This is a genomic window from Nocardioides sp., from assembly GCF_016462705.1.
Classification (GTDB): Bacteria; Actinomycetota; Actinomycetes; order Propionibacteriales; family Nocardioidaceae; genus Nocardioides.
This window is the reverse complement of record NZ_JAEMSS010000009.1, coordinates 1-21,674: the sequence shown is the minus strand read 5'-3', so window position 1 is coordinate 21,674 and position 21,674 is coordinate 1. Positions and strand designations below refer to the sequence as shown.

Below are 21,674 nucleotides of genomic sequence, written 5' to 3'. Positions count from 1 at the left end.
AGGCACCTGCTCGACCACGGGCGCTCCAGTCCCAGCCCCGGTCTGCGAGGTCTCGAGACGGTCGCTGCGCGACCTCCTCAACCACCGCTCGACCTCAGCTCGGTCTTGAGCACCTTGCCGGACAGGTTGCGGGGGAGACCGTCGACGACCTCGACCTGGCGCGGCACCTTGAAGTTCGCCAGCTTCTCCTTGGCGTAGGCCACGACCTCGTCCGGGCTGACCGAGCCGACCACGTACGCCTTGCCGACCTCGCCCATCCGCTCGTCCGGGACCCCGACGACCGCGACGTCGCTGATGCCGTCCATGCGCATCAGGACCTGCTCGACCTCGGCCGGGTAGACGTTGAACCCGCCGGAGATGTACATGTCCTTGAGCCGGTCGGTGATCCGCAGGTTGCCGGCCTCGTCGAGGGTGCCGATGTCGCCGGTGTGCAGCCACCCGTCGGCGTCGATCGCCTCGGCGGTGGCCGCCTCGTCGTCGAGGTAGCCGAGCATCACGTAGTCGCCCTTGACGAGCAGCTCACCGTTGTCAGCGATCCGGGTCTCCATGCCAGGGATCGCCCGGCCGCACGTCGTCGCGACCGTTTCGGCCGAGTCACCCTCCCGGCACATGGTCACGACGACGGCCTCGGTCATCCCGAACGCCGTGACGACCTGGTCGATCCCCAGCTCCTCGCGCATCCGCTCGATGAGGACCACGGGTACGACGGCGGCGCCGGTGACCGCGAGCCGCAGCGACGACAGGTCGCGCTCGGCGCGGCCGGGCGCGGTGAGCAGGGACTGGTACAGCGTCGGTGCACCCGGGAAGACCGTGATCCGCTCGGTCTCTATCAGCCGCATGGTCTGGTCGACGTCGAAGGTCGCGACCGGGAAGAGCGTGCACCCGGTGAGCAGGCCGACCACGATGCCGATCTTGTAGCCGAAGGAGTGGAAGAACGGGTTGACCACCAGGTAGCGGTCGTCCTCCCGGACGCCGCCCAGCTCGGCCCAGGCCCGGGCGACCCCGATGGTCTGCCGGTGCGCGCTCATCGCCCCCTTGGACTTCCCGGTGGTGCCGGAGGTGAAGAGGATGTCGGCGACGTCGTCGGGGGCCAGGTCAGCCGGCCCCATCGGCTCGGTGCCCGCCGCGAACGCCGTGAAGTGGTCGAGCTGCGCCACGTCGGTGATGCTCGTGTCCAGCCTCGCTTCCATGAGCTCACGCAGCTGGTCGCGTCCGAGGAAGCCTTGGTCGACGACGATGAGCCGGGCCCGGGTCCGCTGCGCGAGCTCCGCCACCTCGGCGCCGACGTATCGCGAGTTGGCCGGGACCAGCACCCCGCCGGCGTACGTCACGGCCAGTGCCGCGACTGCCCAGTCGATGCTGTTCGGTCCCCAGATCACGACCTTGTCGCCTCGAACGACCCCGCTGGCGGCGTACGCGCCTGCAGTGCGTTCCACCCGGTCGAGCAGGTCGGCGTACGACAGCGTCGTGGCGCCCTCGACGTAGGCCGGATGGTCGCCGAAACGATCCGCAGCAGCGCGGACCAGGGCGGGCAGCGTCTCCAAACCAAGCATTTGCTTGGTAGGGTACCAAACGTGGACCTGAGCTACTCCGCCGAGGACGAGGCGTTCCGCGCCGAGATCCGCGGCTGGCTGGAGGAGCACCTGAGCGGCGAGTTCGCCACGCTCAAGGGGCTGGGCGGCCCCGGCAAGGACCACCAGGCCATCGAGGAGCGGCTCGCCTGGAACCGGCACCTGGCCGCGCACGGCTGGACCGGCGTGGGCTGGCCCGCGGAGCACGGCGGCCGCGGGCTGAGCCTGTGGCAGCAGGTGATCTTCCACGAGGAGTACGCCCGGGCGGATGCCCCGGCGCGGGTCAACCACGTCGGCGAGGAGCTGCTCGCCCCGACCCTGATGGCGTTCGGGACCGACGAGCAGCGCGAGCGGTTCCTGCCCAGGATCCTGGCCGTCGAGGAGCTCTGGGCCCAGGGCTACTCCGAGCCCGACGCCGGCTCCGACCTGGCCAACGTCAAGACCAAGGCGGTCCTCGACGGGGAGCAGTGGGTCGTCGACGGCCAGAAGGTGTGGACGTCGAACGCGCACTTCAGCGACTGGCTGTTCGTCATCGCCCGCACCGAGCCCGGGTCGGTGCGTCACCAGGGGCTGTCGTTCCTCCTGGTGCCGATCGACCAGGACGGCGTCGACGTCCGCCCCATCGAGCAGCTCACCGGCGGCTCGGAGTTCAACGAGGTCTTCCTCACCGGGGCCCGGACCGCCGCCGACCTGGTCGTGGGCGAGCCCGGCAAGGGCTGGGGTGTCGCGATGGGGCTGCTGGGCTTCGAGCGCGGCGTCTCGATCCTGGCCCAGCTGGTCGACTTCACCCGCGAGCTCGACGGCGTGGTCGGCCTGGCGAAGGCCAACGGCACCATCGACGACCCGGTCCTCCGGGACCGGCTCGCCTCGCTCAAGGCCGAGCTGGAGGTCATGCGCTTCACCGCGCTGCGCAGCCTCTCCCACGTCACCGGCGGCGAGGACTCGTCGGCCGGCGGGGGAGCGGCCTCGATCTTCAAGCTGGCGTGGGCGGCCTGGCACAAGCGGCTGGGCGAGACGGCGATGGCGGTGCTGGGTCCGGACGGGCTGCTCGCCGAAGGTGCGCCCTACGAGCTGACGGAGTGGCAGCGGATCTTCCTGTTCTCGCGCGCCGACAGCATCTACGGGGGCAGCGACGAGGTGCAACGCAACATCCTGGCCGAGCGCGTGCTCGGCCTGCCCCGCGAACCCAAGGGAACCTGACGTGTCGACCCATCGCCCCGAACAGCCCGCGCCCGACTACGTGCCCGGGCACGACCTGCTCGCCGGCAAGGTCGTCGTGGTCACCGCCGCGGCCGGCGCCGGCATCGGCGCCGCCGTGGTGCGCCGGGCGCTCGAGGAGGGCGCCACGGCGGTCGTGTTCAGCGACACCCACGAGCGCCGGCTCGCGGAGTACGAGACGACGCTGGCCGAGGAGTTCGGCGCCGCCCGCGTGCGCCAGCTGGTCTGCGACGTGACCGACGAGACCCAGGTCGGGGCGCTGCTGGACGCGGCCGACGAGTTCGGCGGCGTCGACATCATGGTCAACAACGCCGGGCTGGGCGGCACCGCGAGCGTGCTGGAGATGACCGACGAGCAGTGGCTGAAGGTCCTCGACATCACGCTCAACGGGACCTTCCGCTGCGTGCGCGCTGCCGGCCAGCGGTTCGTGGCGGCGGGCAAGAAGGGCGTCATCGTCAACAACGCCTCGGTGATCGGCTGGCGGGCGCAGGAGGGCCAGGCCCACTACGCCGCCGCCAAGGCGGGCGTGATGGCGCTGACCCGCTGTGCCGCGATCGACCTGGCGCCGCACGGCATCCGGGTCAACGCGGTGAGCCCGAGCCTGGCGATGCACCCGTTCCTGGCCAAGGTCACCTCTGACGAGCTGCTCGCCGAGCTCAAGCAGCGCGAGGCGTTCGGCCGGGCCGCGGAGCCGTGGGAGGTCGCCAACGTGATGGTGTTCCTGGCCAGCGACTACGCGTCGTACATGACCGGCGAGGTCGTCGCCGTCTCGAGCCAGCAGGCCTAGGACCAGGTAGTCATGACCGCCCAGCCCACCGAGTCGCGCCGGGACGAGCTCCTCGCCATCGCGGCGCGCCTGTTCGCGGAGAAGGGGTTCCGCAACACCACGGTCCGCGACATCGCCGACGCGGCCGGCATCCTGTCGGGCAGCCTCTACCACCACTTCGACTCCAAGGAGTCGATGGTCGACGAGATCCTCTCGACGTTCCAGGAGGAGCTCTTCGGCCAGTACGACGCCATCCTGGCCTCGTCCGACCTCGACCCGCTCGCCAAGCTGGAGCAGGCGGTGCTGGTCTCGTTCGAGGCGATCGACAAGCACCGCGACGAGGTCGCGATCTACCAGAACGACGCGGCCTACCTGCTGACCTTCGAGCGTTTCGCCTACCTGGGAGAGCGCAACCAGCAGTCCCGCGCGGTCTGGCTGACCCTGCTGCAGAACGGCATCGACGCCGGTGTCCTGCGCGACGACCTCGACCTCGAGCTCACCTACCGCTTCATCCGCGACACGATCTGGGTCGCCGTCTCCTGGTACCGCCCCGGCGGCCGGCGGACGCACACCGAGATCGCGAAGCAGTACCTGTCCATTCTTCTTGAGGGGATCCACCATGGCTGAGGCTTTCATCGTCGACGCGGTCCGCACGCCGGTCGGCAAACGCGGGGGCGCGCTCGCCGGCGTCCACTCGGCCGACCTCGCTGCGCACTCCATCGGCGCGCTGATGACCCGCACCGGCGTGGACCCGAGTGCCGTCGACGACGTCATCCTCGGCTGCTGCGACACCATCGGCTCCCAGGCCGGCGACGTCGCGCGCACCGCCTGGCTGGTCGCCGGGCTGCCCGACCACGTGCCGGGCGTGACCATCGACCGGCAGTGCGGGTCCTCGCAGCAGGCGGTCCACTTCGCCGCGCAGGGCGTCATGTCCGGCACGCAGGACCTCGTGGTCGCCGGCGGCGTCCAGAACATGAGCGCGATCCCCATCTCCGCGGCGATGCTGGTCGGCCAGCAGTACGGCTTCTCGACGCCGTTCGCCGAGTCGCCCGGCTGGCGGGCGAGGTACGGCGACCAGGAGGTCAGCCAGTTCCGCTCGGCCGAGATGATCGCTGAGAAGTGGGACCTCTCCCGCGAGGACATGGAGGCCTTCGCCCTCGCCTCGCACGAGCGGGCCCGCACCGCGATCGCCGAGGGCCGCTTCAAGCACGAGGTCGAGCCCGTGACGCTGCCCGACGGTGCCACCTTCGACACCGACCAGTGCCCCCGGGAGACCTCGCTGGAGAAGATGGCCGGCCTCGAGCCGCTGGCGCCGGGCGGCCGGATCACCGCCGCGGTCGCCTCGCAGATCTGCGACGCCTCCTCGGCGATGCTGATCGCCTCGGAGCAGGCCGTGAAGGACCACGGCCTGACCCCACGAGCCCGGATCCACCACCTCTCGGTCACCGGCGACGACCCGGTCTGGATGCTGACCGGGCCGATCCGAGCGACACAGCGGGCCCTGGAGCGCTCGGGCCTGAGCATCGACGACATCGACCTGTTCGAGTGCAACGAGGCGTTCGCCTCGGTCGTGCTGGCCTGGATGAAGGAGTGCGGCGCCCCGCACGACAAGGTCAACGTCAACGGCGGCGGCATCGCGCTCGGTCACCCGATCGGGGCGACCGGCACCCGGATCATGGCCACCCTGCTCAACGAGCTCGAGCGCACCGGCGGTCGCTACGGCCTCCAGACGATGTGCGAGGGCGGCGGCCAGGCGAACGTCACGGTCATCGAGCGCCTCTAGTCTCGTGCAACGGTCGTACGCCGGTCCGTGCGACCGGCGCACCAGTGTGGAGCGCGCGCCGACGCGGCCGGACCGGGACGGTCCGGCCGCGCCGACGTGTGTCAGTCGAGGCCCAGGGCCTTGCGCAGGTCGCCCTGCTTCTTCGTCGCCCTGCTCACCTTGGGGAGCACGACCGGGGACCCGACCGGCTCGTAGCTGACGCCGTCGAGCAGCACGATGCCGCCCGAGATACCCACGACCGCCCCCGGCGGGAACGAGCTCCCGCTGAACGTGGTGCCTGCGGGCCCGGCGACGAGGGCGAGTCCGGCTCCACCGCCGAAGAGCTGGGTCTTGGCGGGGATGTAGGCGGCGGGAAGGATGAACGCGATGGCGTCCGATGTCTGGCCCGGGTCGCTGGGGTCACAGTCACCGTCCCCGCCGGCGCCGTCGAGGGCGGTGGCTCCGCCGTCGAGGTGGATGGTGCCGAAGCGGTCCTTGCGGTAGGTCGGGAGCCCGACTCCGGACACGAGCGCGCCGAGGCCCTGCCAGGCGCAGTCGCCTTCGCCGCCGTTGCTGAGGGTCGGGGCGACCTGCTTCTCCTCGGCCACCATGTCGGCGGCGGACAGGGACCCGTTCTTGACCTTCTTGGTGGTGACGGCGTTCTTCTTGATCTTCTTCGCGGTGACCGCGTTCTTGGCGATCTTGGGTTCGGTCACGGCGTTGTTCTTCAGCTGGGCGGTGCCGATGGTGGCGGCGGCGTAGCCGGCGCCGGCTGCCGCGGCGACCAGCGCCAGCAGCGAGATGCAGAGCGCGACCATCGTGATCGCGGGGTGTAGACGTCGAAGGACAGAGTCCATGACAGAGAGACCTCCAGGCTCGGACAGCGGACGGTCCAATCTCGCAACGATGACCGTCCAGCAGAACGGCCGAGCGGACACCAGGTGCGGATGGACCTTGCGAACAGAAGACAGCAGTAATCGGGAGACGGCGCGGCCGGGAACGGCCCGGCCGCGCCGACGTGGGTCAGTCGAGGCCCAGCGCCTTGCGCAGGTCGCCCTGCTTCTTCGTCGCCTTGCTCACCTTGGGGAGCACGACCGGAGACCCGACCGGCTCGAAGCTGGCCCCGTCGAGCAGCACGATGCCGCCCGAGACGCCCACGACCGCCCCGGGCGGGAAGGAGCCGCCGCTGAAGGTGGCGCCTGTCGGTCCGGCGACGATGGCGAGTCCACCGATACCGCCGAAGAGCTGGGTCTTGGCGGGGATGTAGGCGGCGGGAAGGATGAACGCGATGGCGTCCGATGTCTGGCCCGGGTCGCTGGGGTCACAGTCACCGTCCCCGCCGGCGCCGTCGAGGGCGGTGGCTCCGCCGTCGAGGTGGATGGTGCCGAAGCGGTCCTTGCGGTAGGTCGGGAGCCCGACTCCGGACACGAGCGCGCCGAGGCCCTGCCAGGCGCAGTCGCCTTCGCCGCCGTTGCTGAGGGTCGGGGCGACCTGCTTCTCCTCGGCCACCATGTCGGCGGCGGACAGGGACCCGTTCTTGACCTTCTTGGTGGTGACGGCGTTCTTCTTGATCTTCTTCGCGGTGACCGCGTTCTTGGCGATCTTGGGTTCGGTCACGGCGTTGTTCTTCAGCTGGGCGGTGCCGATGGTGGCGGCGGCGTAGCCGGCGCCGGCTGCCGCGGCGACCAGCGCCAGCAGCGAGATGCAGAGGGCGACCATGGTGACCGCCGGGTGGATGCGTCGGAGCGCTTGGTTCATCTCAGTCCTCCAGGTGCGGGAAGCGAACAGTCCAATCTGCGACGTCGAGCCCTCGGGCGCAATCGCGCATCTGGGGTCTTGTGGAAGCACGCTGGAGGTGTTATGCGTTTCTGGAACGGGTTCTCGTTGCCGAACCGCCCAGCGCCGACAGCTCGCTGCGACGTCGTTCGTCGTCGACGACCCGGCGCCCACCGTGAGCTGAGCTGAGTCGCCAGGGCGGCCGTCGCCAGGAACCCCGGTGGCGGCCGTCCGGTCGGGTGGCGCACCCTGGACGCATGGACATCGTCCCGTTCGGGCCCGACGACGCCGCCGCGCTCGCGGCGTACGTCGACCTCCGCAACGCTGTCCAGGAAGCCGACTCCCCGTGGGTGCACCCGCTGACCGTGCGGCAGGCCGAGGGGCACTTCCGCCACGGCTGGGACGGCGAGCCGGACACGCCCTTCCTCGGGACCGAGGCCGGGGTGCCGGTGGCCTTCGGCACGCTGTCCACCTCCGAGTACGACAACCTGCACCTCGCCTGGGTCGGGTGCAAGGTGCATCCGGCGCACCGGAGGCGAGGGCTGGGCAGCCAGATGCTGGAGGCGGTCGTCGCCGCGGGGCGGGCCCGCGGGCGCACGTCGTTCGGTGTCGACGCCTGGGAGTCCGAGACCTCGGCCGCGTTCGCGGCCCGGCACGGGTTCGAGCCCAAGAGCGTGGCCGTCAACCGCCGGCAGGTGCTGACCGACATCGACTTCGGCGAGCTGCGGGCCCGGTACGACGAGGCACGGTCCTTCACCCGTGAGTACGAGCTCGTCCGCCGCGCGGGCGCCACCCCCGACGACGAGCTCGAGGCCGTGGCGGCGCTGTCCGCCTCCATCAACGACGCTCCGACCGACGACCTCGACATCGAGGACGAGGTGTTCCCGCCCGAGCGGATCCGTGCCTACGAGGTCGCCCAGCAGGCCCGCGGCTATCGCCTCTACCGCGTCCTCGCGCGGCACCGGGAGACCGGAGAGCTGGCCGGCCACAGCGTCGTGGTGGTCGACGGCGAGCGGCCGGAGCTCGCCGAGCAGCACGACACCTCCGTCGTCGGCCGCCATCGTGGGCATCGGCTGGGGCTGCTGCTGAAGGTCGACATGAACCTCTGGCTGCGCGACGTCGAGCCGCAGATCGTCTCCATCGACACCTGGAACGCCGAGTCGAACGCGCACATGGTCGGCGTCAACGAGCAGCTCGGCTACCGGGTCATGGGTCGGGAGATCGACTACCAGCGAGGAGTGGACCGGCTCAGCACGGACATGTGATCGAGCCGATGGCGTGGAGCTCGTCGACCGCATTCGCGACGATGCGGTCGACGAGCCCCTCGTTGCTACAGGAGGTTGCCGCTCCAGCGACCCGAGGCCTGCATCTTGGCGACGACGACGTCGGAGCCGGCTGGGTCGAACTCGACGCCGTCGAGCAGCACCGCGCCGTCACCGAACACCGCACCGGGTGGCAGGGTGAGACCAGGCACGCTGAACCCCTGAGGTCCCGCGATCACGAGGAAGCCCGAGAGCGAGAAGAGGTACTGCGTCTTGGCGGGCATGAAGCCCGCCGGCAGCGTGAACGCGATCCCGTCCGACACCTGCCCGGCGTCGCCGGAGTCGCAGTCGGCGTCGCCGCCCGCCCCGTTGGCTCCGATGGCGAACCCGGTCAGGACCACCCGGCCGTCGCGGTCCAGGCGGTACGTCGGCGCCCCGACGCCCGGGATCACGACCTCGCCGCTCTGCCAGGCGCAGTCGCCCTCGCCGCCGTTGCCGAGCACGGGCTTGTGCTGCGCCTCCTGCGGGGCCAGGTCCGCCGGGGTCACCGAGCCGTCCTTGATCTTCTTGCCGGTGACGGCGTTCTTCTTGATCTTCTTGGTGGTGACCGCGTTCTTCTTGATCTTCGGTGCCGTGATGGCGTTGTTCTTGATGTCGTTGGTGCCGATCTGGCTCGCTGCGTAGCCGACGCCGGCCGCCGACGCGACCAGTGCCACGAGGGCGAGAGCGAGAGCGACCGTGCCCGCGGACGAGCGGAGCCGGGTGAGGGTCGAGGACATGCGTCAGCCCCCCATGGACGGCTTGAGGGCAGTGCCGGTCCAGCGTCCCGACGCCTTCGTCTTGGCCACGACCACGCTGGAGCCCGCCGGGTCGAACTCGATGCCGTCGAGGATCGCCGCATCGTCCGCGAACACGACCCCGGCGGGCAGTGAGAACCCGGGCGCGTTGAAGCCCTGCGGGCCGGTGATGATCATCTCTCCGCCGACCGACAGGAAGAACTGGTTCTTGGCGGGGATGTAGCCGGCCGGCAGCGTGAAGGCGATCCCGTCCGATGCCTGGCCGGCGTCGCCGGGATCGCAGCTCCCGTCGCCGCCCGGTCCGTCAGTGGCCACGACGATGCCGGTGAGGATCACCCGGCCGTTGCGGTCCAGGCGGTAGGTCGGAGCCCCGACGCCCGGGACCTCGACCTCGCCGCTCTGCCAGACGCAGTCGCCCTCGCCGCCGTTGCCGAGCACCGGCTTGCGCTGCGCCTCCTGCGGGGCGAGGTCCGCCGGGGTCACCGAGCCGTCCTTGATCTTCTTGCCGGCGACGGCGTTCTTCTTGATCTTCTTGGTGGTGACCGCGTTCTTCTTGATCTTCGGTGCCGTGATGGCGTTGTTCTTGATGTCGCTGGTGCCGATCTGGCCCGCTGCGTAGCCGACGCCGGCCGCCGACGCGAGCAGCGCGAGGAGCGCCAGGACCAGAGCCACCGTGCCGGTGGCCGAGTGCACCCTCTTGAGGGCTGAGGACATGGTTGAGCCTTCCTGTGACCAGTAGGAAGACTCACTCTGCAATCGGGTCCTCGGCCGCGCAACTACCCAGTTGGGGGGTGTTGCCCTCGCTGACGAACCGCTAGGGCGATCGGGCTCAGAGGACGTACGACGACGCGCGGCGCAGCTCGTCGACCGCGCGCAGGACGATCCGGTCGACGAGCTCCTCGCAGGTCGGCAGGTCGTCGATCACGCCGACCACCTGGCCCGACGCGAGCACACCGGCGTCGGTGTCGCCGTCGACCAGCCCGGACTTGAGCATGGTGGGGGTGTTGGCGGCGAGCGCCATCTGGCCGAGGGTGCGGCCCTGGGTCCTGCGCATCGCGCGGCCGTCCTTGAGCAGGGCGGCCCAGGACATGCCGGACTCCCGCTTGAACTCCAGGGTCCGCCTCATGGTCGGGCCCATCCGGCGGACCGCGGAGGTCTCCTCGAGCGACTCGACCAGCTCGGTGCGCAGCATGCGGTGCGGCATGCCGTCGACCTTGGCCGTCACGACCGTGCCGGTGAGGTCCGTGTCGAGGTAGAGCTGCTTGACGGCGTCCGGCACCGCGCTGTCGCGGGTGAGCAGGAAGCGGGTGCCCATGCCGACGCCCGCGGCGCCGTAGGACAGCGCGGCCGCCAGGCCGCGGCCGTCGAAGAAGCCACCGGCGGCCACCACGGGGATGTCGACGGCATCGAGGACGGTCGGCAGCAGCAGGGTGGTCGGGACCGGACCGGTGTGGCCACCGCCCTCGCCGCCTTGGATCATCACGGCGTCGGCGCCCCAGCCCGCCACCTTCACGGCGTGCTTGGCCGCGCCGATCGACGGCATCACGACGACCCCGTGGTCCTTGAGCTTCTTGATGAGCTCCTGCTTGGGCGCCAGGGCGAACGAGGCCACCTTGACGCCGTGCTTGATGAGCAGGTCGCAGCGGTCGGGGGCGTCCGCGGCGTCCGCGCGAAGGTTGACGCCGAACGGCTGGTCGGTGCGGCTCTTGACCTCGAGGATCGCGCGCTCGAGCTCCTCGAACGACATGGTCGCGCTGGCCAGGATGCCGAGCCCACCGGCGTTCGCGGTGCCGCTGACCAGCCGGGGACCGGACACCCAGCCCATGCCGGTCTGCACGACCGGGTGGCGGACGCCGGTGAGCTCGGTGAGCGGGGTCCTGATGAGCTGCTCAAGCACCGTCGGGGACCTCCTTGAAGCGCAGGCCCTTCGGGTCGAGCACCTCTCGGATCACGATCAGCTCCTCCATGGAGGGCTCCCGGGTGGTGGGTACGTCGCCGTCCACCGCGAGGTCGAAGCCGGTGTTGCCCCGGACCTCGTCGACGGTCACACCGGGGTGCACGGAGAGGAGTCGCACGGTGTCGTCGGGACCCTTGACGTCGAAGACCCCCAGGTTGGAGACGATCCGGTGGATGTCGTTGTAGCGCGCGGCCCCGGCGCCCGCGGCCTTGGCGCGGGCGGGACCGACGCCGGAGACGATGTCGACGGCCTCGACGAAGACCCGGGGCGAGTGCTTGGGCACCCAGTAGGACGTGCGGTTGTTGACCGTGTTGCCCGGAGCGCCGCGCGAGCCGAGCAGCTGCCGCTTCGGCCTGGCGAAGTCGCCGATGGCGGAGATGTTCTGGTTGCCGTGCTTGTCGACCTGGGTCGCGCCCATCATCACGTGCCGCTTGCCGTAGGCCACCACGTCGAACACCTTGCGGAAGGGGATCCAGCCCTCGACCACGTCACCCTTGGCGAACAGTGGGGGAGTGCCGGCGAGGAAGAGCGACTCCCCGTCGGAGATCACCAGGTCCGGGTTGCTGGTCAGCCTGGCCAGCCGGACGCCGAGCATCGGGAGCAGGCCCATCGGGCTGGCGAAGATCTCGCCGTCGTCCTTGAACGCGTCGGCGATGGCGGCGGCGCACACGTCCGCCCGGGTCATGTCGCTCACTGGGCTGCCTCCTCGGCGAAGGCGTCGACCGCGGCCTGGTAGGCCGCCTCGTCGCCGGACAGGAACCGCTCCTCGAAGGCCGTCCAGTCCTCGTCGCTGCCGGACGCCGCGGCGGCGTACGCCTTCTGGAACCGCTCGTCCCGCTCGTAGTCAGGGGTGCACGTGGTGAAGTGCGCGCCACGGGGTGTCTCGACCACACCGGTGACCATCATCCGGCTGAGCAGCAGCCGCTGCACCGGGGTGTCGACGGTCAGCCCGGCGGTGTCGACGACCTGCTCGACGGAGACGTACGCCCGGTCGGCGGCCATGCAGAAGAGGTCGTCGAAGTAGGGGTCGGGGCCGAGGTAGGTCGCGTTGCCGTGCATGTCGGCCCGGTTGAGGTGCACCAGGGCCACGTCCAGCTTCAGCGCGGGGACGGCGACCAGCTCCTCGGCGTCGTCGTACGGCGACGTGACCGTCCGGATCCACGGGTTGTTGACCAGGACGTCCGAGCCGAGGCCGGCCCGCATCGGCAGGAACGGCAGCCGTTGGGCGGCCGCGCGCAGGCCGGTCTGGAACATGCCCTCGTCGAGCTCGACGACCTCGGGGATCGTGCCCGCCTGGCGGGCCCGCTGGAAGTTGGGCTCCAGCGGGATCGAGTCGAGGGAGACGAACGCGTAGACGAGCTTGCGGACCTTGCCGGCCCGGGTGAGCAGGCCGACGTCGGCGCCGCCCCAGCTGACCAGGGTGAGGTCCTCCAGGTCGGACCGGAGGATCGCGCGGACCAGGGCCATCGGCTTGCGCCGCGGTCCCCAGCCGCCGATGCCGATGGTCATGCCGCTCTCGAGCTCGGCGACGACCTCGTCGATGGTCATCCGCTTGTCGCGGGGCTTCCTGGTCACTCGCTGCCCTTCTTGGCCTTCTCGGTCCCGGCGAAGTCGTCGCGGAGCTCGTCGCTCACGCCCATCAGGTTGAGCTCGAAGGTGAACCCCTGCTCGAACCGGTAGCTCTTGTTCACGTCGATCGGGTCGATCCCGTTGAGCGCCTCCTTGGCGGCGCGGATGACCCGGGTGTCCTTGTCGGCGATGTCGGCGGCGAGCCGCAGCGCCGCGTCGTCCAGCTCGTCGCGCGGCACCACCTCGTAGACCGAGCCGTGCTGAACCAGGTCGGCCGCCGTGATGGTGCGGGCGGTGAAGTAGAGGGTGCGCATCAGGTGCTGGGGGACGAGCCGGGCCATGTGCGTGGCCGCGCCGAGGGCGCCCTGCTTGACCTCGGGGACCCCGAAGTAGGCGTCCTCGCTGGCGACCACGATGTCCGCGTTGCCGACCAGCCCGACGCCACCGCCCACGCAGAAGCCGTTGACGGCGGCGATCACCGGTACCGAGCACTCGTAGACCGCCTTGAACGCGGCGAAGCAGCCCCGGTTGGCGCCCAGCAGGGCGTCGAAGCCCTCGGTGTGCTGCATCTCCTTGATGTCGACCCCGGCGTTGAAGCCCTTGCCCTCGGCGCGGAGGACCACGACCTTCGTGTCCAGGTCGGCGCTCGCCTCGTCCAGCGCGGCCGCGAGGTCGAACCAGCCCTGGACGGTCAGTGCGTTGACGGGGGGAGCGGCCATGGTGACGAGGCGGATGCCGTCGGGGCGCAGCTCACTGGTGATGGGCACGGGGCCTCCAGGCGTACAAACCAAGCATTTGCTTGGTAGGGTAGCAGCATGGCGCTCGCCCTCGACCTGTCCGGTCGTGTCGTGCTGGTCACCGGCGGCACCCGGGGGATCGGGCTCGGCATCACCGGGTCGTTCGTGTCCGCGGGCGCGACGGTGGTGACCTGCTCGCGCTCGGAGGTCGAGCCCGTCGACGGCACCGCGCACGTCGTCTGCGACGTCCGGGACCCCGACGCGGTCGGCGCCATGGTCGACGAGGTCGTGGGCGCACACGGTCCGCTGGACGTGCTGGTCAACAACGCGGGCGGTGCGCCGAGCACCGAGGCCGCGACCGCGTCACCTCGTTTCCACGACAAGATCGTCGGCCTCAACCTGCTCAGCCCGCTGCTGGTGTCCCAGGCCGCCAACGCGGTGATGCAGGGACAGCCCGGTGGCGGCTCGATCGTCAACATCTCGTCGATCTCGGCACACCGACCAGCGCCCACGATCGCGGCGTACGCCGCGGCGAAGGCCGGGCTCGACTCGCTCACCCGTTCGCTGGCCATGGAGTGGGGCCCCAAGGTCCGGGTCAACGCGATCGACGTCGGCCTGTGCCGCACCGAGCAGACCGACGACCACTACGGCGACGACGCCCGGGTGGCGGCGATCGAGCGCACCATCCCTCTGGGCCGGATGGCGACGCCGCACGAGGTCGGCAACGTCGCCGTCTTCCTGTCGTCCGACCTGGCGTCGTACGTCTCCGGCGCGCGCGTCGCCTGCGACGGCGGCGGCGAGCCACCGGTCTTCCTGCACGTCACCTGATCGTCAACCGAGGAGAAGCCTTGTCTGGACTGTTGGAGGGTCGCGTCGCGATCGTCACCGGAGCGGGGCGCGGCATCGGCCGCGCGCACGCGATCGAGCTGGCCGCGCACGGCGCGGCCGTCGTGGTGAACGACTACGGCGTCTCGCTCGCCGGCCAAAGGGACTCGACACCGGGCACGGGGGAGTCGCCGGCGGACGAGGTCGTCGCGACGATCGAGGCGGCCGGCGGACGGGCGGTGGCCAACGGCGCCGACGTGGCCGACTTCGACCAGGCGGAGGCGATGGTGCGGCAGGCCATCGACACGTTCGGCGGGCTGGACGTCCTGGTGAACAACGCCGGGTTCGTCCGCGACCGGATGCTGGTCAACACCTCCGAGGAGGAGTGGGACGCCGTCATCCGGGTGCACCTCAAGGGCCACTTCGCGCCGCTGCGGCACGCGGGCGCCTACTGGCGGGCCGAGGCCAAGGAGGGCCGCCAGCGCGCGGCCCGGGTGATCAACACCTCCTCGGGCGCGGGGCTGCAGGGCTCGGTCGGGCAGGCGACGTACTCCGCCGCGAAGGCGGGCATCGCCGGTCTCACCCTGGTCGCCGCGCAGGAGATGGGCCGCTACGGCGTGACCGTCAACGCGATCGCCCCGGTCGCCAGGACCCGGATGACGGAGGGGGCGTTCGACACCTCGGCGATGGCGCTGCCCGAGGACAACTCCCCGGTCGTCGCCTGGCTCGCCTCGGAGGAGGCCGGGGACGTCACCGGCCGCGTGATCGAGATCGACGGGTCGGTCATCACGGTCGAGAACGGGTGGGCGCACGGCCCGTCCCGCGACGCCGGCCGCCGGTGGGTCGCCGACGAGGTCGGGCCGGCACTGCGTGACCTGCTCGCCGAGGCACCTGCACCGGAGCCGGTGTACGGCGCCTGAGGTTCGGTCGCTCGGCTGCTGGCGCGCCCCGGTCGCTGGCGGTTCACCAAGGGATGTAGGCGAACCCGCACTTCCCTGGCCGAGCTCGCCCTGGGAAGTGACGCTTCCCCAAGGGATGTCGGCCAGCCGACGTGCCCGACGACGACCCCCAGGCGTCCCCAAGTTCGGCAGGGTTGCGGTCCTGCACAGCCGGGGTCCGGCCGCACCGTCGACGTCCGCGCCACGGGACACGGTGTCGGCATGGACCCCCTGCTGATCCTGATCGAGACAAATGGCTACTTCACCCGGGCGCAGGCACGCGATCTCGGCTGGGACGACCGCGCGGTGGGCCACGCGATGCGCGCCGGCGCCTGGCACCGGATCCGCCGCGGCTACTACACCTACGCCGAGACGTGGGCGGGGCTGGGTCCGGAGCAGCGACACATCGTCCGGGCACGCGCGGTCATGCACTCGCTCGGGACCGACGTCGCCTTGAGCCACGCGTCGGGCTGTGCCGTGCACGAGATCGCCATGTGGGGCATCGAGTTGTCGCGCGTGCACGTGACCCGTCTGGACGGCGGCCCGGGTCGGATCGAGGGTGACGTCGTCCACCACGAGGGCTTCGTCGCCGACCACGAGGTGGTGCTGGTCGACGGAGTCCAGGTGCTGGTTCCGGCGCGCTGCGCGGTCGAGGCGGCGTCGCGAGCGACGGACGAGCAGGGGCTCGTCATCCTCGACTCGTTGCTGGCGCGCGAGCTGTCCGACGAGGACGGCCTGATGAGGCAGTTCGAGCAGATGGCGCACTGGCCGTTCACCCGTCACCTCCACGTCGTCGTGCGGATGGCGGACGGCCGCAGCAAGAGCCCGGGGGAGTCGCGCGGGCGGTGGCTCTTCCGGTGTTCGGGGATCCCGGCGCCGGTCCTGCAGTACGAGGTCCACGGGCCGGACGGCATGCTCCGGGGCACGACCGACTGGGCGTGGCCCGAGCACGGAGCGCTCGGTGAGTTCGACGGCCTCGTCAAGTACTCCACGCTGCTCGAGCCCGGCGCCGACCCGGGTCAGGTCGTCTTCGCCGAGAAGCAGCGCGAGGAGCTGCTCTGCCGACTGAGCGGGCTGCCGCGGATGGTGCGGATCATCTGGGGCGACTACGACCGGCCCCGGGTGACGGCCGCTCGGGTCAGGTCCGCACTCGACATCGCCAGCTGAGCTCACGGCGGCGGTGACCGTGCGGTCGGTCCGTCGGTTCGCCGACATCCCTTGATGAACCGCCACTTCCCCGGGTGAGCTCAGCCAGGGGAGTGCCGCCCCACCGACATCCCTTGATGAACCAACGCCGCCCGGTCCGGGCAGGCCCACCTAGGCTCGCCCCGTGAGGACCTCGACCCTGGCGGCGTGCTGCGCTGCCGCGCTCCTGCTGGCGGGCTGCTCGGACGCCGGGTCGGAGCCGGAGGCGGCGCCGACCGTCGAGCCGGTGACCAGTGCGGCCGCGCCCGCCGCGGAGGCTGCGTCCGCCGCGCCCAGCGCACTGCCGAGCGCCCAGCCCGAGGAGCTCGGGTTCGACGCTCAGGTCCTCGACCGGCTCGCGCAGGACGCGAAGGCCGCCGGCTCGACCTGCTTCCTGGTCGCCCGCGACGGGAAGGTGGCGGGGGAGTGGTACTGGAACGACGGCGCCCCCGACAAGCCGCAAGAGGTGTTCTCGGTGACCAAGTCGGTCACCAGCACCCTGGTCGGCCTCGCCGCGGCCGACGGCGACCTGTCACTGGGCGACAGCGCCGCCGACTACATCCCCGAGTGGAAGGGCACGCCCTCGCAGGAGGTGACGGTCCGCAACCTGCTCAGCAACGACAGCGGTCGCTTCTGGAGCACCGAGAGCGACTACGGCACGCTGCTCCAGGCGGAGGACCGCACGTCGTACGCCGTCGGGCTCGAGCAGGCCGCGCCACCGGGCACCACCTGGGCCTACAACAACGCCGCGATCCAGACCCTGGACCGGGTGATCCGCAACGCGACCGGGACCGCGACCGCGGAGTACGCGCAGGAGCGGTTGTTCGGCCCGGTGGGCATGGCCAGCACCCGGATGACGCCGGACGCGAGCGGCAGCTCCACCCAGGCCTTCTTCGGGATGCAGTCGACATGCCCCGACCTGGCGCGCTTCGGACAGCTCTTCGAGCAGCAGGGCGAGTGGGACGGTGAGCAGCTGCTCCCGCGGGCGTGGGTCAAGGACGCGGTGGGCCGCTCGTCGCAGGAGCTCAACGCGGCCTATGGCCTGCTGTGGTGGGTCAACCACGACGGCCCGCAGCTGGAGCCGGTCGAGGAGGTGGGAGACGCGGCGCGCTCCGGCCAGCTGGTACCGGGAGCCCCGGCGGCCATGTACGCCGCCCTGGGGTTCGGCGGTCAGGTCGTGATGGTCGACCCGGGCAGCGGCACCGTCGTCGTGCGGCTGGGGACGCTCGGCACGGGCGCCTCCCCGACGGCGGGCGCCTACTCGCTCGCGAACGCCGCGAGGGTCGTCACCGAGGCCTTGGTCGACTGAACCGTCGCGGGTCGCTCAGATCCGCTCGATGACGGTGCCGGTCGCCATCGCGCCGCCGGCGCACATCGAGATGAGGGCGGTCGACTGGTCGCGGCGCTCGAGCTCGTGCAGGGCGGTCGTGATGAGGCGGGTGCCGGTCGAGCCGACCGGGTGGCCGAGCGCGATCGCGCCGCCGTTGACGTTCACCTTGTCCATGTCGACGCCGTGCACGGTGGCCCACGAGAGCACCACCGACGCGAAGGCCTCGTTGACCTCGAACAGGTCGAAGTCGGAGATCCCCATGCCGGTCCGGTCGAGAATCCGCTGCGTCGCGTCGATCGGGCCGTCGAGGTGGTAGTAGGGGTCGGAGCCGACCAGGCAGTGGTTGGTGATCCTGGCCCGCGGGGTGAGGCCCAGGGAGCGCGCCTTGTCCTCGTCCATGATCAGCACCGCCGAGGCGCCGTCGGAGATCTGCGACGACGTGCCGGCGGTGTGCAAGCCCTCGGGCAGCACCGGCTTGAGCTGGGCCAGCCCCTCGAGCGTCGTGTCGCGCAGCCCCTGGTCGGCGTCGACGGTGCGGGTCTCACCGGTGGGCTTGCCCTCCTCGTCGAGGACCGGGGCCTCCATCGCGAAGATCTCGCGCTTGAAGCGGCCCTCGTCGACGGCGATCCGGGCCTTCTGCTGCGAGGCGAGCCCGAACTCGTCGATGAACTCGCGGGAGAACCCACGGTTCTTGGCGATCCGGTCGGCCGCCTCGAACTGGTTGGGCATGTCGATGGTCCAGTCGTCCGGCCGCGGGTCGCCGAGACCGGGAGGGACGTTGCCCCCGAGCGGGATGCGGGACATCGCCTCGACGCCGCAGGCGATCCCGACGTCGATGGTGCCCGCGGTGATCATGTCGTTGACCAGGTGCGCGGACTGCTGGCCGGACCCGCACTGGGCGTCGACGACCGTGCCGGCGGTGTGGATCGGGAGCCCGGCGTGCAGCCAGGCGCGACGCACGGTGCCGTTGGACTGCTCGCCGGCCTGGGTGACGATGCCGCCCACGACCTGCTCGACGAGGTTGGGGTCGACCCCCGAGCGCCGGAGCACCTCGGCCTGGGCCTGCCCCAGGAGGACGGCCGGGTGGACGCCGGCCAGCCAGCCCTTCCGCTTGCCGAGAGGAGTGCGGACGGCGTCGACGATCACGGGGTTGCCCATGGTAGAAAACTAGAACACGTTCTCGTTCTCGACAAGAGACGGGCCTTCCAATCCGTACCGGGAGTATGTAACCTCGGACACTAGAACGTGTTCCAGTTGTGCCGTGGAGAAGCAGGGAGTCTGCGTGACCAGCACCGTTGACCCGTCCGTCGAGGCAGCCGCGTCGCTGCCGGCCGGATTCGACCCGACCGACCCGGACGTGATGCAGGCAGCGGTCCCGCACCAGGAGCTCCTCACGCTCCGGCGCACGGCGCCGGTGTCGTTCATCGAGCAGCAGCCCGAGGCGCGCGCGGGCTTCCCCGAGCACACCGGCTACTGGGCGCTGAGCAAGCACGCCGACGTCGCCGCGGTCTCCAAGGACTCGACCAACTTCTCGGCGTTCCAGGACGGCGTGATCATCAGGTTCGGGCCGGACATGGACCGCGACGGGGTCGAGCAGACGCGCTTCCTGCTCATCAACCACGACGCGCCCGACCACACCAAGCTGCGGCAGATCGTGTCGCGGGCGTTCACGCCGCGCGCCATCGCCCAGCTGCACGAGGACCTCGAGCAGCGTGCCCACGACATCGTGAAGGCCGCGGTCGGGCGCGGCGAGGGCAACTTCGTCGAGGACGTCGCCGCCGAGCTCCCGCTCCAGGCGATCGCCAACCTGCTCGGGGTGCCGCAGGAGGACCGCGGCAAGCTCTTCGAGTGGTCCAACCAGATGATGAGCTACGACGACCCCGAGGTGGAGGGTGACCAGGCGGTCGCCTTCATGGAGATCCTGGCCTACTCGATGGGCCTGGCGGACGAACGCCGCCGCAACCCGCAGGACGACATCATCACCAAGCTCGTGTCGGCCGAGGTCGGCCTCGGCGAGCAGGGCGACGAGCGTGGCCTGACCGACGACGAGTTCGGCTTCTTCATGGTGCTGCTGGCCGTGGCCGGCAACGAGACCACACGCAACGCGATCTCCCACGGGATGCACGCCTTCTTCGAGAACCCGGACCAGTGGGAGCTCTACAAGCAGACCCGGCCCGCGACCGCGGCCGACGAGATCATCCGCTGGGCGACGCCGGTGACCGTGTTCCAGCGCACCGCGCTCAACGACCTCGAGATCGGCGGCGTGCCGATCCCCAAGGGTGACCGGGTGGGGCTCTACTACGCGAGCGCCAACTTCGACGAGGACGTGTTCACCGACCCGTTCCGCTTCGACATCACCCGCGACCCCAACCCGCACCAGGCCTTCGGGGGGCATGGTGCGCACTACTGCATCGGTGCCAACCTGGCCCGGCTGGAGGTCAACCTGATCTTCCAGGCCCTGGCCGACCACGCGCCCGACATCCGCCAGCTCGGGGAGCCGCGCCGGCTGCGGCACGGCTGGATCAACGGCGTCAAGGACCTGCAGGTCGCGTACCGCTGAGTCTCGGACACACCCACTGCACGATCGCCAAGGAGCACCTGAGTGACCACCGACATCCTCCCCGAGGGCTTCGACTTCACCGACCCGGACCTCAACTGGAAGGCCATCCCGCACGAGCAGTTCGCGCTGCTCCGCAAGACCGCGCCGGTGTTCTGGGTCGAGCAGCCCCCGGAGGCGCGTTCGGGCATCGCTCCCGAGGCCGGCACCGGCTACTGGGCGGTGACCAAGCACGCCGACGTCTCAGCGGTCTCCAAGGACAGCAAGAACTGGTCCTCGGCCGAGAACGGCGCGATCATCCGCTACGGCCGGGAGATCCAGCGCGAGGACGTCGAGCTGCAGCGGGTGATCCTGCTCAACCAGGACCCGCCCGAGCACACCGGCACCCGCCACATCATCAGCCGCGGTTTCACCCCGCGGGCGATCGGCGCGCTCGAGGACGTCATGACCGAGCGGGCCAACCGGATCGTCAAGGAGGCGGCGGCGCGCGGCGGCGGCGACTTCGTCGAGGAGCTGGCGGCCGAGCTGCCGCTGCAGGCGATCGCCGAGCTGATCGGCGTACCCATGGAGGACCGCAAGAAGCTGTTCCACTGGTCCAACCAGATGCTGGCCAGCGAGGACCCGGACTTCGAGGGCGACCCGCAGGCCGCCGCGACCGAGCTGCTCGTCTACGCGATGGGCATGGCCGACGAACGCCGCAAGAACCCGCAGGACGACATCATCACCAAGCTGATCAACGCCGACAAGGACGGCCGCGGCCTCAACGACGACGAGTTCGGCTACTTCGTGATGATGCTGGCCGTCGCGGGCAACGAGACGACCCGCAACGCGATCACCCACGGCATGCACGCGTTCCTGACCAACCCCGACCAGTGGAAGCTCTGGGTGGAGGAGCGTCCCGCCACCATGGTCGACGAGGTCATCCGGTGGGCGAGCCCGATCATCGTGTTCCAGCGCACCGCCATCAACGACACGATGGTCGGCGACGTCCTGGTGAAGGCGGGCCAGCGCGTGGGCCTGTTCTACAGCAGTGCCAACTACGACGAGGACGTCTTCGAGGACCCGCACACCTTCAACATCCTGCGTGATCCCAACCCGCACCTGGCCTTCGGCGGGCACGGCGCGCACTACTGCATCGGCGCCAACCTGGCCCGGCAGGAGATCCGGCTGATCTTCAACGCCCTCGCCGACCACGTGCCCGGCATCCACCTGGTCGAGGAGCCGCGCCGGCTCCGGCACGGGTGGGTCAACGGTCTCAAGGAGATGCAGGTTAGATACGCCTGACTGTCTACCCCCGCGAGCTTCGGCCCCCACCCACGACGGACCGCTTGCTTCGCTGCGCGAAGCTGCGCCGTCCATCGTGGCCGGATGTGGTTCCCCCCAAACCGTGGAGGGGCTTCTCTAAGCGGCTTCCCGGTCGGGGG

The 21,674-nt window shown here is 70.7% G+C and carries 21 protein-coding genes; 11 read left to right on the top strand and 10 right to left on the bottom strand.

Going from position 1 to position 21,674, the window contains the following annotated elements:
• Positions 1–77: 77 nt before the first annotated feature.
• The gene (locus tag JHD21_RS02175; RefSeq protein WP_292671290.1) at positions 78–1,553 is read right to left on the bottom strand and encodes a FadD3 family acyl-CoA ligase; all 1,476 of its coding nucleotides are present in this window, start codon (positions 1,551–1,553) and stop codon (positions 78–80) included.
• 21 nt (positions 1,554–1,574) lie between these two features.
• On the opposite strand from JHD21_RS02175, the gene JHD21_RS02170 reads away from it, so the two are divergent.
• Genes JHD21_RS02170 through JHD21_RS02155 form a run of 4 tightly spaced genes read left to right on the top strand, consistent with a single transcriptional unit; the run spans position 1,575 to position 5,338 of the window.
• Positions 1,575–2,771 (top strand): acyl-CoA dehydrogenase family protein, encoded by a 1,197-nt coding sequence (locus JHD21_RS02170; RefSeq protein WP_292671289.1) that lies wholly within the window; start codon positions 1,575–1,577, stop codon positions 2,769–2,771.
• 1 nt (position 2,772) lies between these two features.
• Positions 2,773–3,576 (top strand): SDR family oxidoreductase, encoded by an 804-nt coding sequence (locus JHD21_RS02165; protein ID WP_292671288.1) that lies wholly within the window; start codon positions 2,773–2,775, stop codon positions 3,574–3,576.
• A gap of 12 nt (positions 3,577–3,588) precedes the next feature.
• Entirely contained in the window at positions 3,589–4,182 is a 594-nt protein-coding gene (locus JHD21_RS02160) for a TetR/AcrR family transcriptional regulator (RefSeq protein ID WP_292671286.1), read from the top strand.
• Positions 4,175–5,338, top strand: coding sequence for an acetyl-CoA C-acetyltransferase (locus JHD21_RS02155; RefSeq protein WP_292671285.1), 1,164 nt, complete (start codon positions 4,175–4,177; stop codon positions 5,336–5,338). Before JHD21_RS02160 ends, JHD21_RS02155 begins: the two co-directional genes overlap by 8 nt.
• A gap of 101 nt (positions 5,339–5,439) precedes the next feature.
• Here the strand turns inward: JHD21_RS02155 and JHD21_RS02150 are convergent, their stop codons facing one another.
• Both JHD21_RS02150 and JHD21_RS02145 read right to left on the bottom strand, forming a co-directional pair.
• Positions 5,440–6,174: a hypothetical protein gene (locus tag JHD21_RS02150; RefSeq protein ID WP_292671284.1), complete on the bottom strand. Its 735-nt coding sequence runs from the start codon at positions 6,172–6,174 to the stop codon at positions 5,440–5,442.
• A gap of 166 nt (positions 6,175–6,340) precedes the next feature.
• Positions 6,341–7,075: a hypothetical protein gene (locus tag JHD21_RS02145; RefSeq protein ID WP_292671282.1), complete on the bottom strand. Its 735-nt coding sequence runs from the start codon at positions 7,073–7,075 to the stop codon at positions 6,341–6,343.
• Positions 7,076–7,350: 275 nt separating this feature from the next.
• On the opposite strand from JHD21_RS02145, the gene JHD21_RS02140 reads away from it, so the two are divergent.
• Positions 7,351–8,358 (top strand): GNAT family N-acetyltransferase, encoded by a 1,008-nt coding sequence (locus JHD21_RS02140; protein WP_292671281.1) that lies wholly within the window; start codon positions 7,351–7,353, stop codon positions 8,356–8,358.
• A 65-nt stretch (positions 8,359–8,423) separates the two neighbouring features.
• Here the strand turns inward: JHD21_RS02140 and JHD21_RS02135 are convergent, their stop codons facing one another.
• From JHD21_RS02135 to JHD21_RS02110, 6 genes are all read right to left on the bottom strand, one after another.
• Positions 8,424–9,134: a hypothetical protein gene (locus tag JHD21_RS02135; RefSeq protein ID WP_292671280.1), complete on the bottom strand. Its 711-nt coding sequence runs from the start codon at positions 9,132–9,134 to the stop codon at positions 8,424–8,426.
• Positions 9,135–9,137: 3 nt separating this feature from the next.
• On the bottom strand, positions 9,138–9,866 hold the full coding sequence (locus JHD21_RS02130) for a hypothetical protein (RefSeq protein WP_292671278.1): 729 nt from the start codon (positions 9,864–9,866) through the stop codon (positions 9,138–9,140).
• Between the two features lie 115 nt (positions 9,867–9,981).
• Positions 9,982–11,049, bottom strand: coding sequence for a nitronate monooxygenase (locus JHD21_RS02125; RefSeq protein ID WP_292671276.1), 1,068 nt, complete (start codon positions 11,047–11,049; stop codon positions 9,982–9,984).
• Positions 11,042–11,794: a CoA-transferase gene (locus JHD21_RS02120; RefSeq protein WP_292671322.1), complete on the bottom strand. Its 753-nt coding sequence runs from the start codon at positions 11,792–11,794 to the stop codon at positions 11,042–11,044. Before JHD21_RS02120 ends, JHD21_RS02125 begins: the two co-directional genes overlap by 8 nt.
• A 5-nt stretch (positions 11,795–11,799) precedes the next feature.
• The gene (locus JHD21_RS02115; RefSeq protein WP_292671275.1) at positions 11,800–12,684 is read right to left on the bottom strand and encodes a CoA-transferase; all 885 of its coding nucleotides are present in this window, start codon (positions 12,682–12,684) and stop codon (positions 11,800–11,802) included.
• A complete protein-coding gene (locus JHD21_RS02110) occupies positions 12,681–13,445 on the bottom strand; it encodes an enoyl-CoA hydratase family protein (RefSeq protein ID WP_292671274.1) in 765 nt (254 codons plus the stop codon). Before JHD21_RS02110 ends, JHD21_RS02115 begins: the two co-directional genes overlap by 4 nt.
• 48 nt (positions 13,446–13,493) lie before the next feature.
• On the opposite strand from JHD21_RS02110, the gene JHD21_RS02105 reads away from it, so the two are divergent.
• The 4 genes from JHD21_RS02105 (at position 13,494) to JHD21_RS02090 (ending at position 17,672) form a co-directional block, all read left to right on the top strand.
• The gene (locus JHD21_RS02105) at positions 13,494–14,243 is read left to right on the top strand and encodes an SDR family oxidoreductase (RefSeq protein WP_292671272.1); all 750 of its coding nucleotides are present in this window, start codon (positions 13,494–13,496) and stop codon (positions 14,241–14,243) included.
• Between the two features lie 20 nt (positions 14,244–14,263).
• Positions 14,264–15,160 carry an SDR family oxidoreductase gene (locus JHD21_RS02100; protein ID WP_292671271.1) on the top strand — a complete coding sequence of 299 codons (897 nt, stop codon included), beginning with the start codon at positions 14,264–14,266 and terminating at the stop codon, positions 15,158–15,160.
• A gap of 240 nt (positions 15,161–15,400) precedes the next feature.
• Positions 15,401–16,345 carry a type IV toxin-antitoxin system AbiEi family antitoxin domain-containing protein gene (locus JHD21_RS02095; protein WP_292671269.1) on the top strand — a complete coding sequence of 315 codons (945 nt, stop codon included), beginning with the start codon at positions 15,401–15,403 and terminating at the stop codon, positions 16,343–16,345.
• Positions 16,346–16,508: 163 nt separating this feature from the next.
• A complete protein-coding gene (locus JHD21_RS02090; protein WP_292671268.1) occupies positions 16,509–17,672 on the top strand; it encodes a serine hydrolase domain-containing protein in 1,164 nt (387 codons plus the stop codon).
• 15 nt (positions 17,673–17,687) lie between these two features.
• Here JHD21_RS02090 and JHD21_RS02085 read toward each other — a convergent pair whose 3' ends face one another.
• A complete protein-coding gene (locus JHD21_RS02085; protein WP_292671267.1) occupies positions 17,688–18,851 on the bottom strand; it encodes a steroid 3-ketoacyl-CoA thiolase in 1,164 nt (387 codons plus the stop codon).
• Positions 18,852–18,975: 124 nt separating this feature from the next.
• Between JHD21_RS02085 and JHD21_RS02080 the strand changes: the two genes are divergently transcribed.
• Together JHD21_RS02080 and JHD21_RS02075 are read left to right on the top strand one after the other, a co-directional pair.
• Entirely contained in the window at positions 18,976–20,253 is a 1,278-nt protein-coding gene (locus JHD21_RS02080) for a cytochrome P450 (protein ID WP_292671266.1), read from the top strand.
• Between the two features lie 42 nt (positions 20,254–20,295).
• Positions 20,296–21,534, top strand: a complete 1,239-nt coding sequence (locus tag JHD21_RS02075) for a cytochrome P450 (RefSeq protein ID WP_292671265.1) — start codon at positions 20,296–20,298, stop codon at positions 21,532–21,534.
• The last annotated feature ends 140 nt before the right edge of the window (positions 21,535–21,674 follow it).

Coding starts and splice junctions, on each gene's coding strand:
- JHD21_RS02175 (WP_292671290.1), bottom strand. CDS start 1,553: ATGCTTGGTTTGGAGACGCTGCCCGCCCTGGTCCGCGCTGCTGCGGAT.
- JHD21_RS02160 (WP_292671286.1), top strand. CDS start 3,589: ATGACCGCCCAGCCCACCGAGTCGCGCCGGGACGAGCTCCTCGCCATC.
- JHD21_RS02155 (WP_292671285.1), top strand. CDS start 4,175: ATGGCTGAGGCTTTCATCGTCGACGCGGTCCGCACGCCGGTCGGCAAA.
- JHD21_RS02150 (WP_292671284.1), bottom strand. CDS start 6,174: ATGGACTCTGTCCTTCGACGTCTACACCCCGCGATCACGATGGTCGCG.
- JHD21_RS02145 (WP_292671282.1), bottom strand. CDS start 7,075: ATGAACCAAGCGCTCCGACGCATCCACCCGGCGGTCACCATGGTCGCC.
- JHD21_RS02140 (WP_292671281.1), top strand. CDS start 7,351: ATGGACATCGTCCCGTTCGGGCCCGACGACGCCGCCGCGCTCGCGGCG.
- JHD21_RS02135 (WP_292671280.1), bottom strand. CDS start 9,134: ATGTCCTCGACCCTCACCCGGCTCCGCTCGTCCGCGGGCACGGTCGCT.
- JHD21_RS02130 (WP_292671278.1), bottom strand. CDS start 9,866: ATGTCCTCAGCCCTCAAGAGGGTGCACTCGGCCACCGGCACGGTGGCT.
- JHD21_RS02120 (WP_292671322.1), bottom strand. CDS start 11,794: ATGACCCGGGCGGACGTGTGCGCCGCCGCCATCGCCGACGCGTTCAAG.
- JHD21_RS02105 (WP_292671272.1), top strand. CDS start 13,494: ATGGCGCTCGCCCTCGACCTGTCCGGTCGTGTCGTGCTGGTCACCGGC.
- JHD21_RS02095 (WP_292671269.1), top strand. CDS start 15,401: ATGGACCCCCTGCTGATCCTGATCGAGACAAATGGCTACTTCACCCGG.
- JHD21_RS02085 (WP_292671267.1), bottom strand. CDS start 18,851: ATGGGCAACCCCGTGATCGTCGACGCCGTCCGCACTCCTCTCGGCAAG.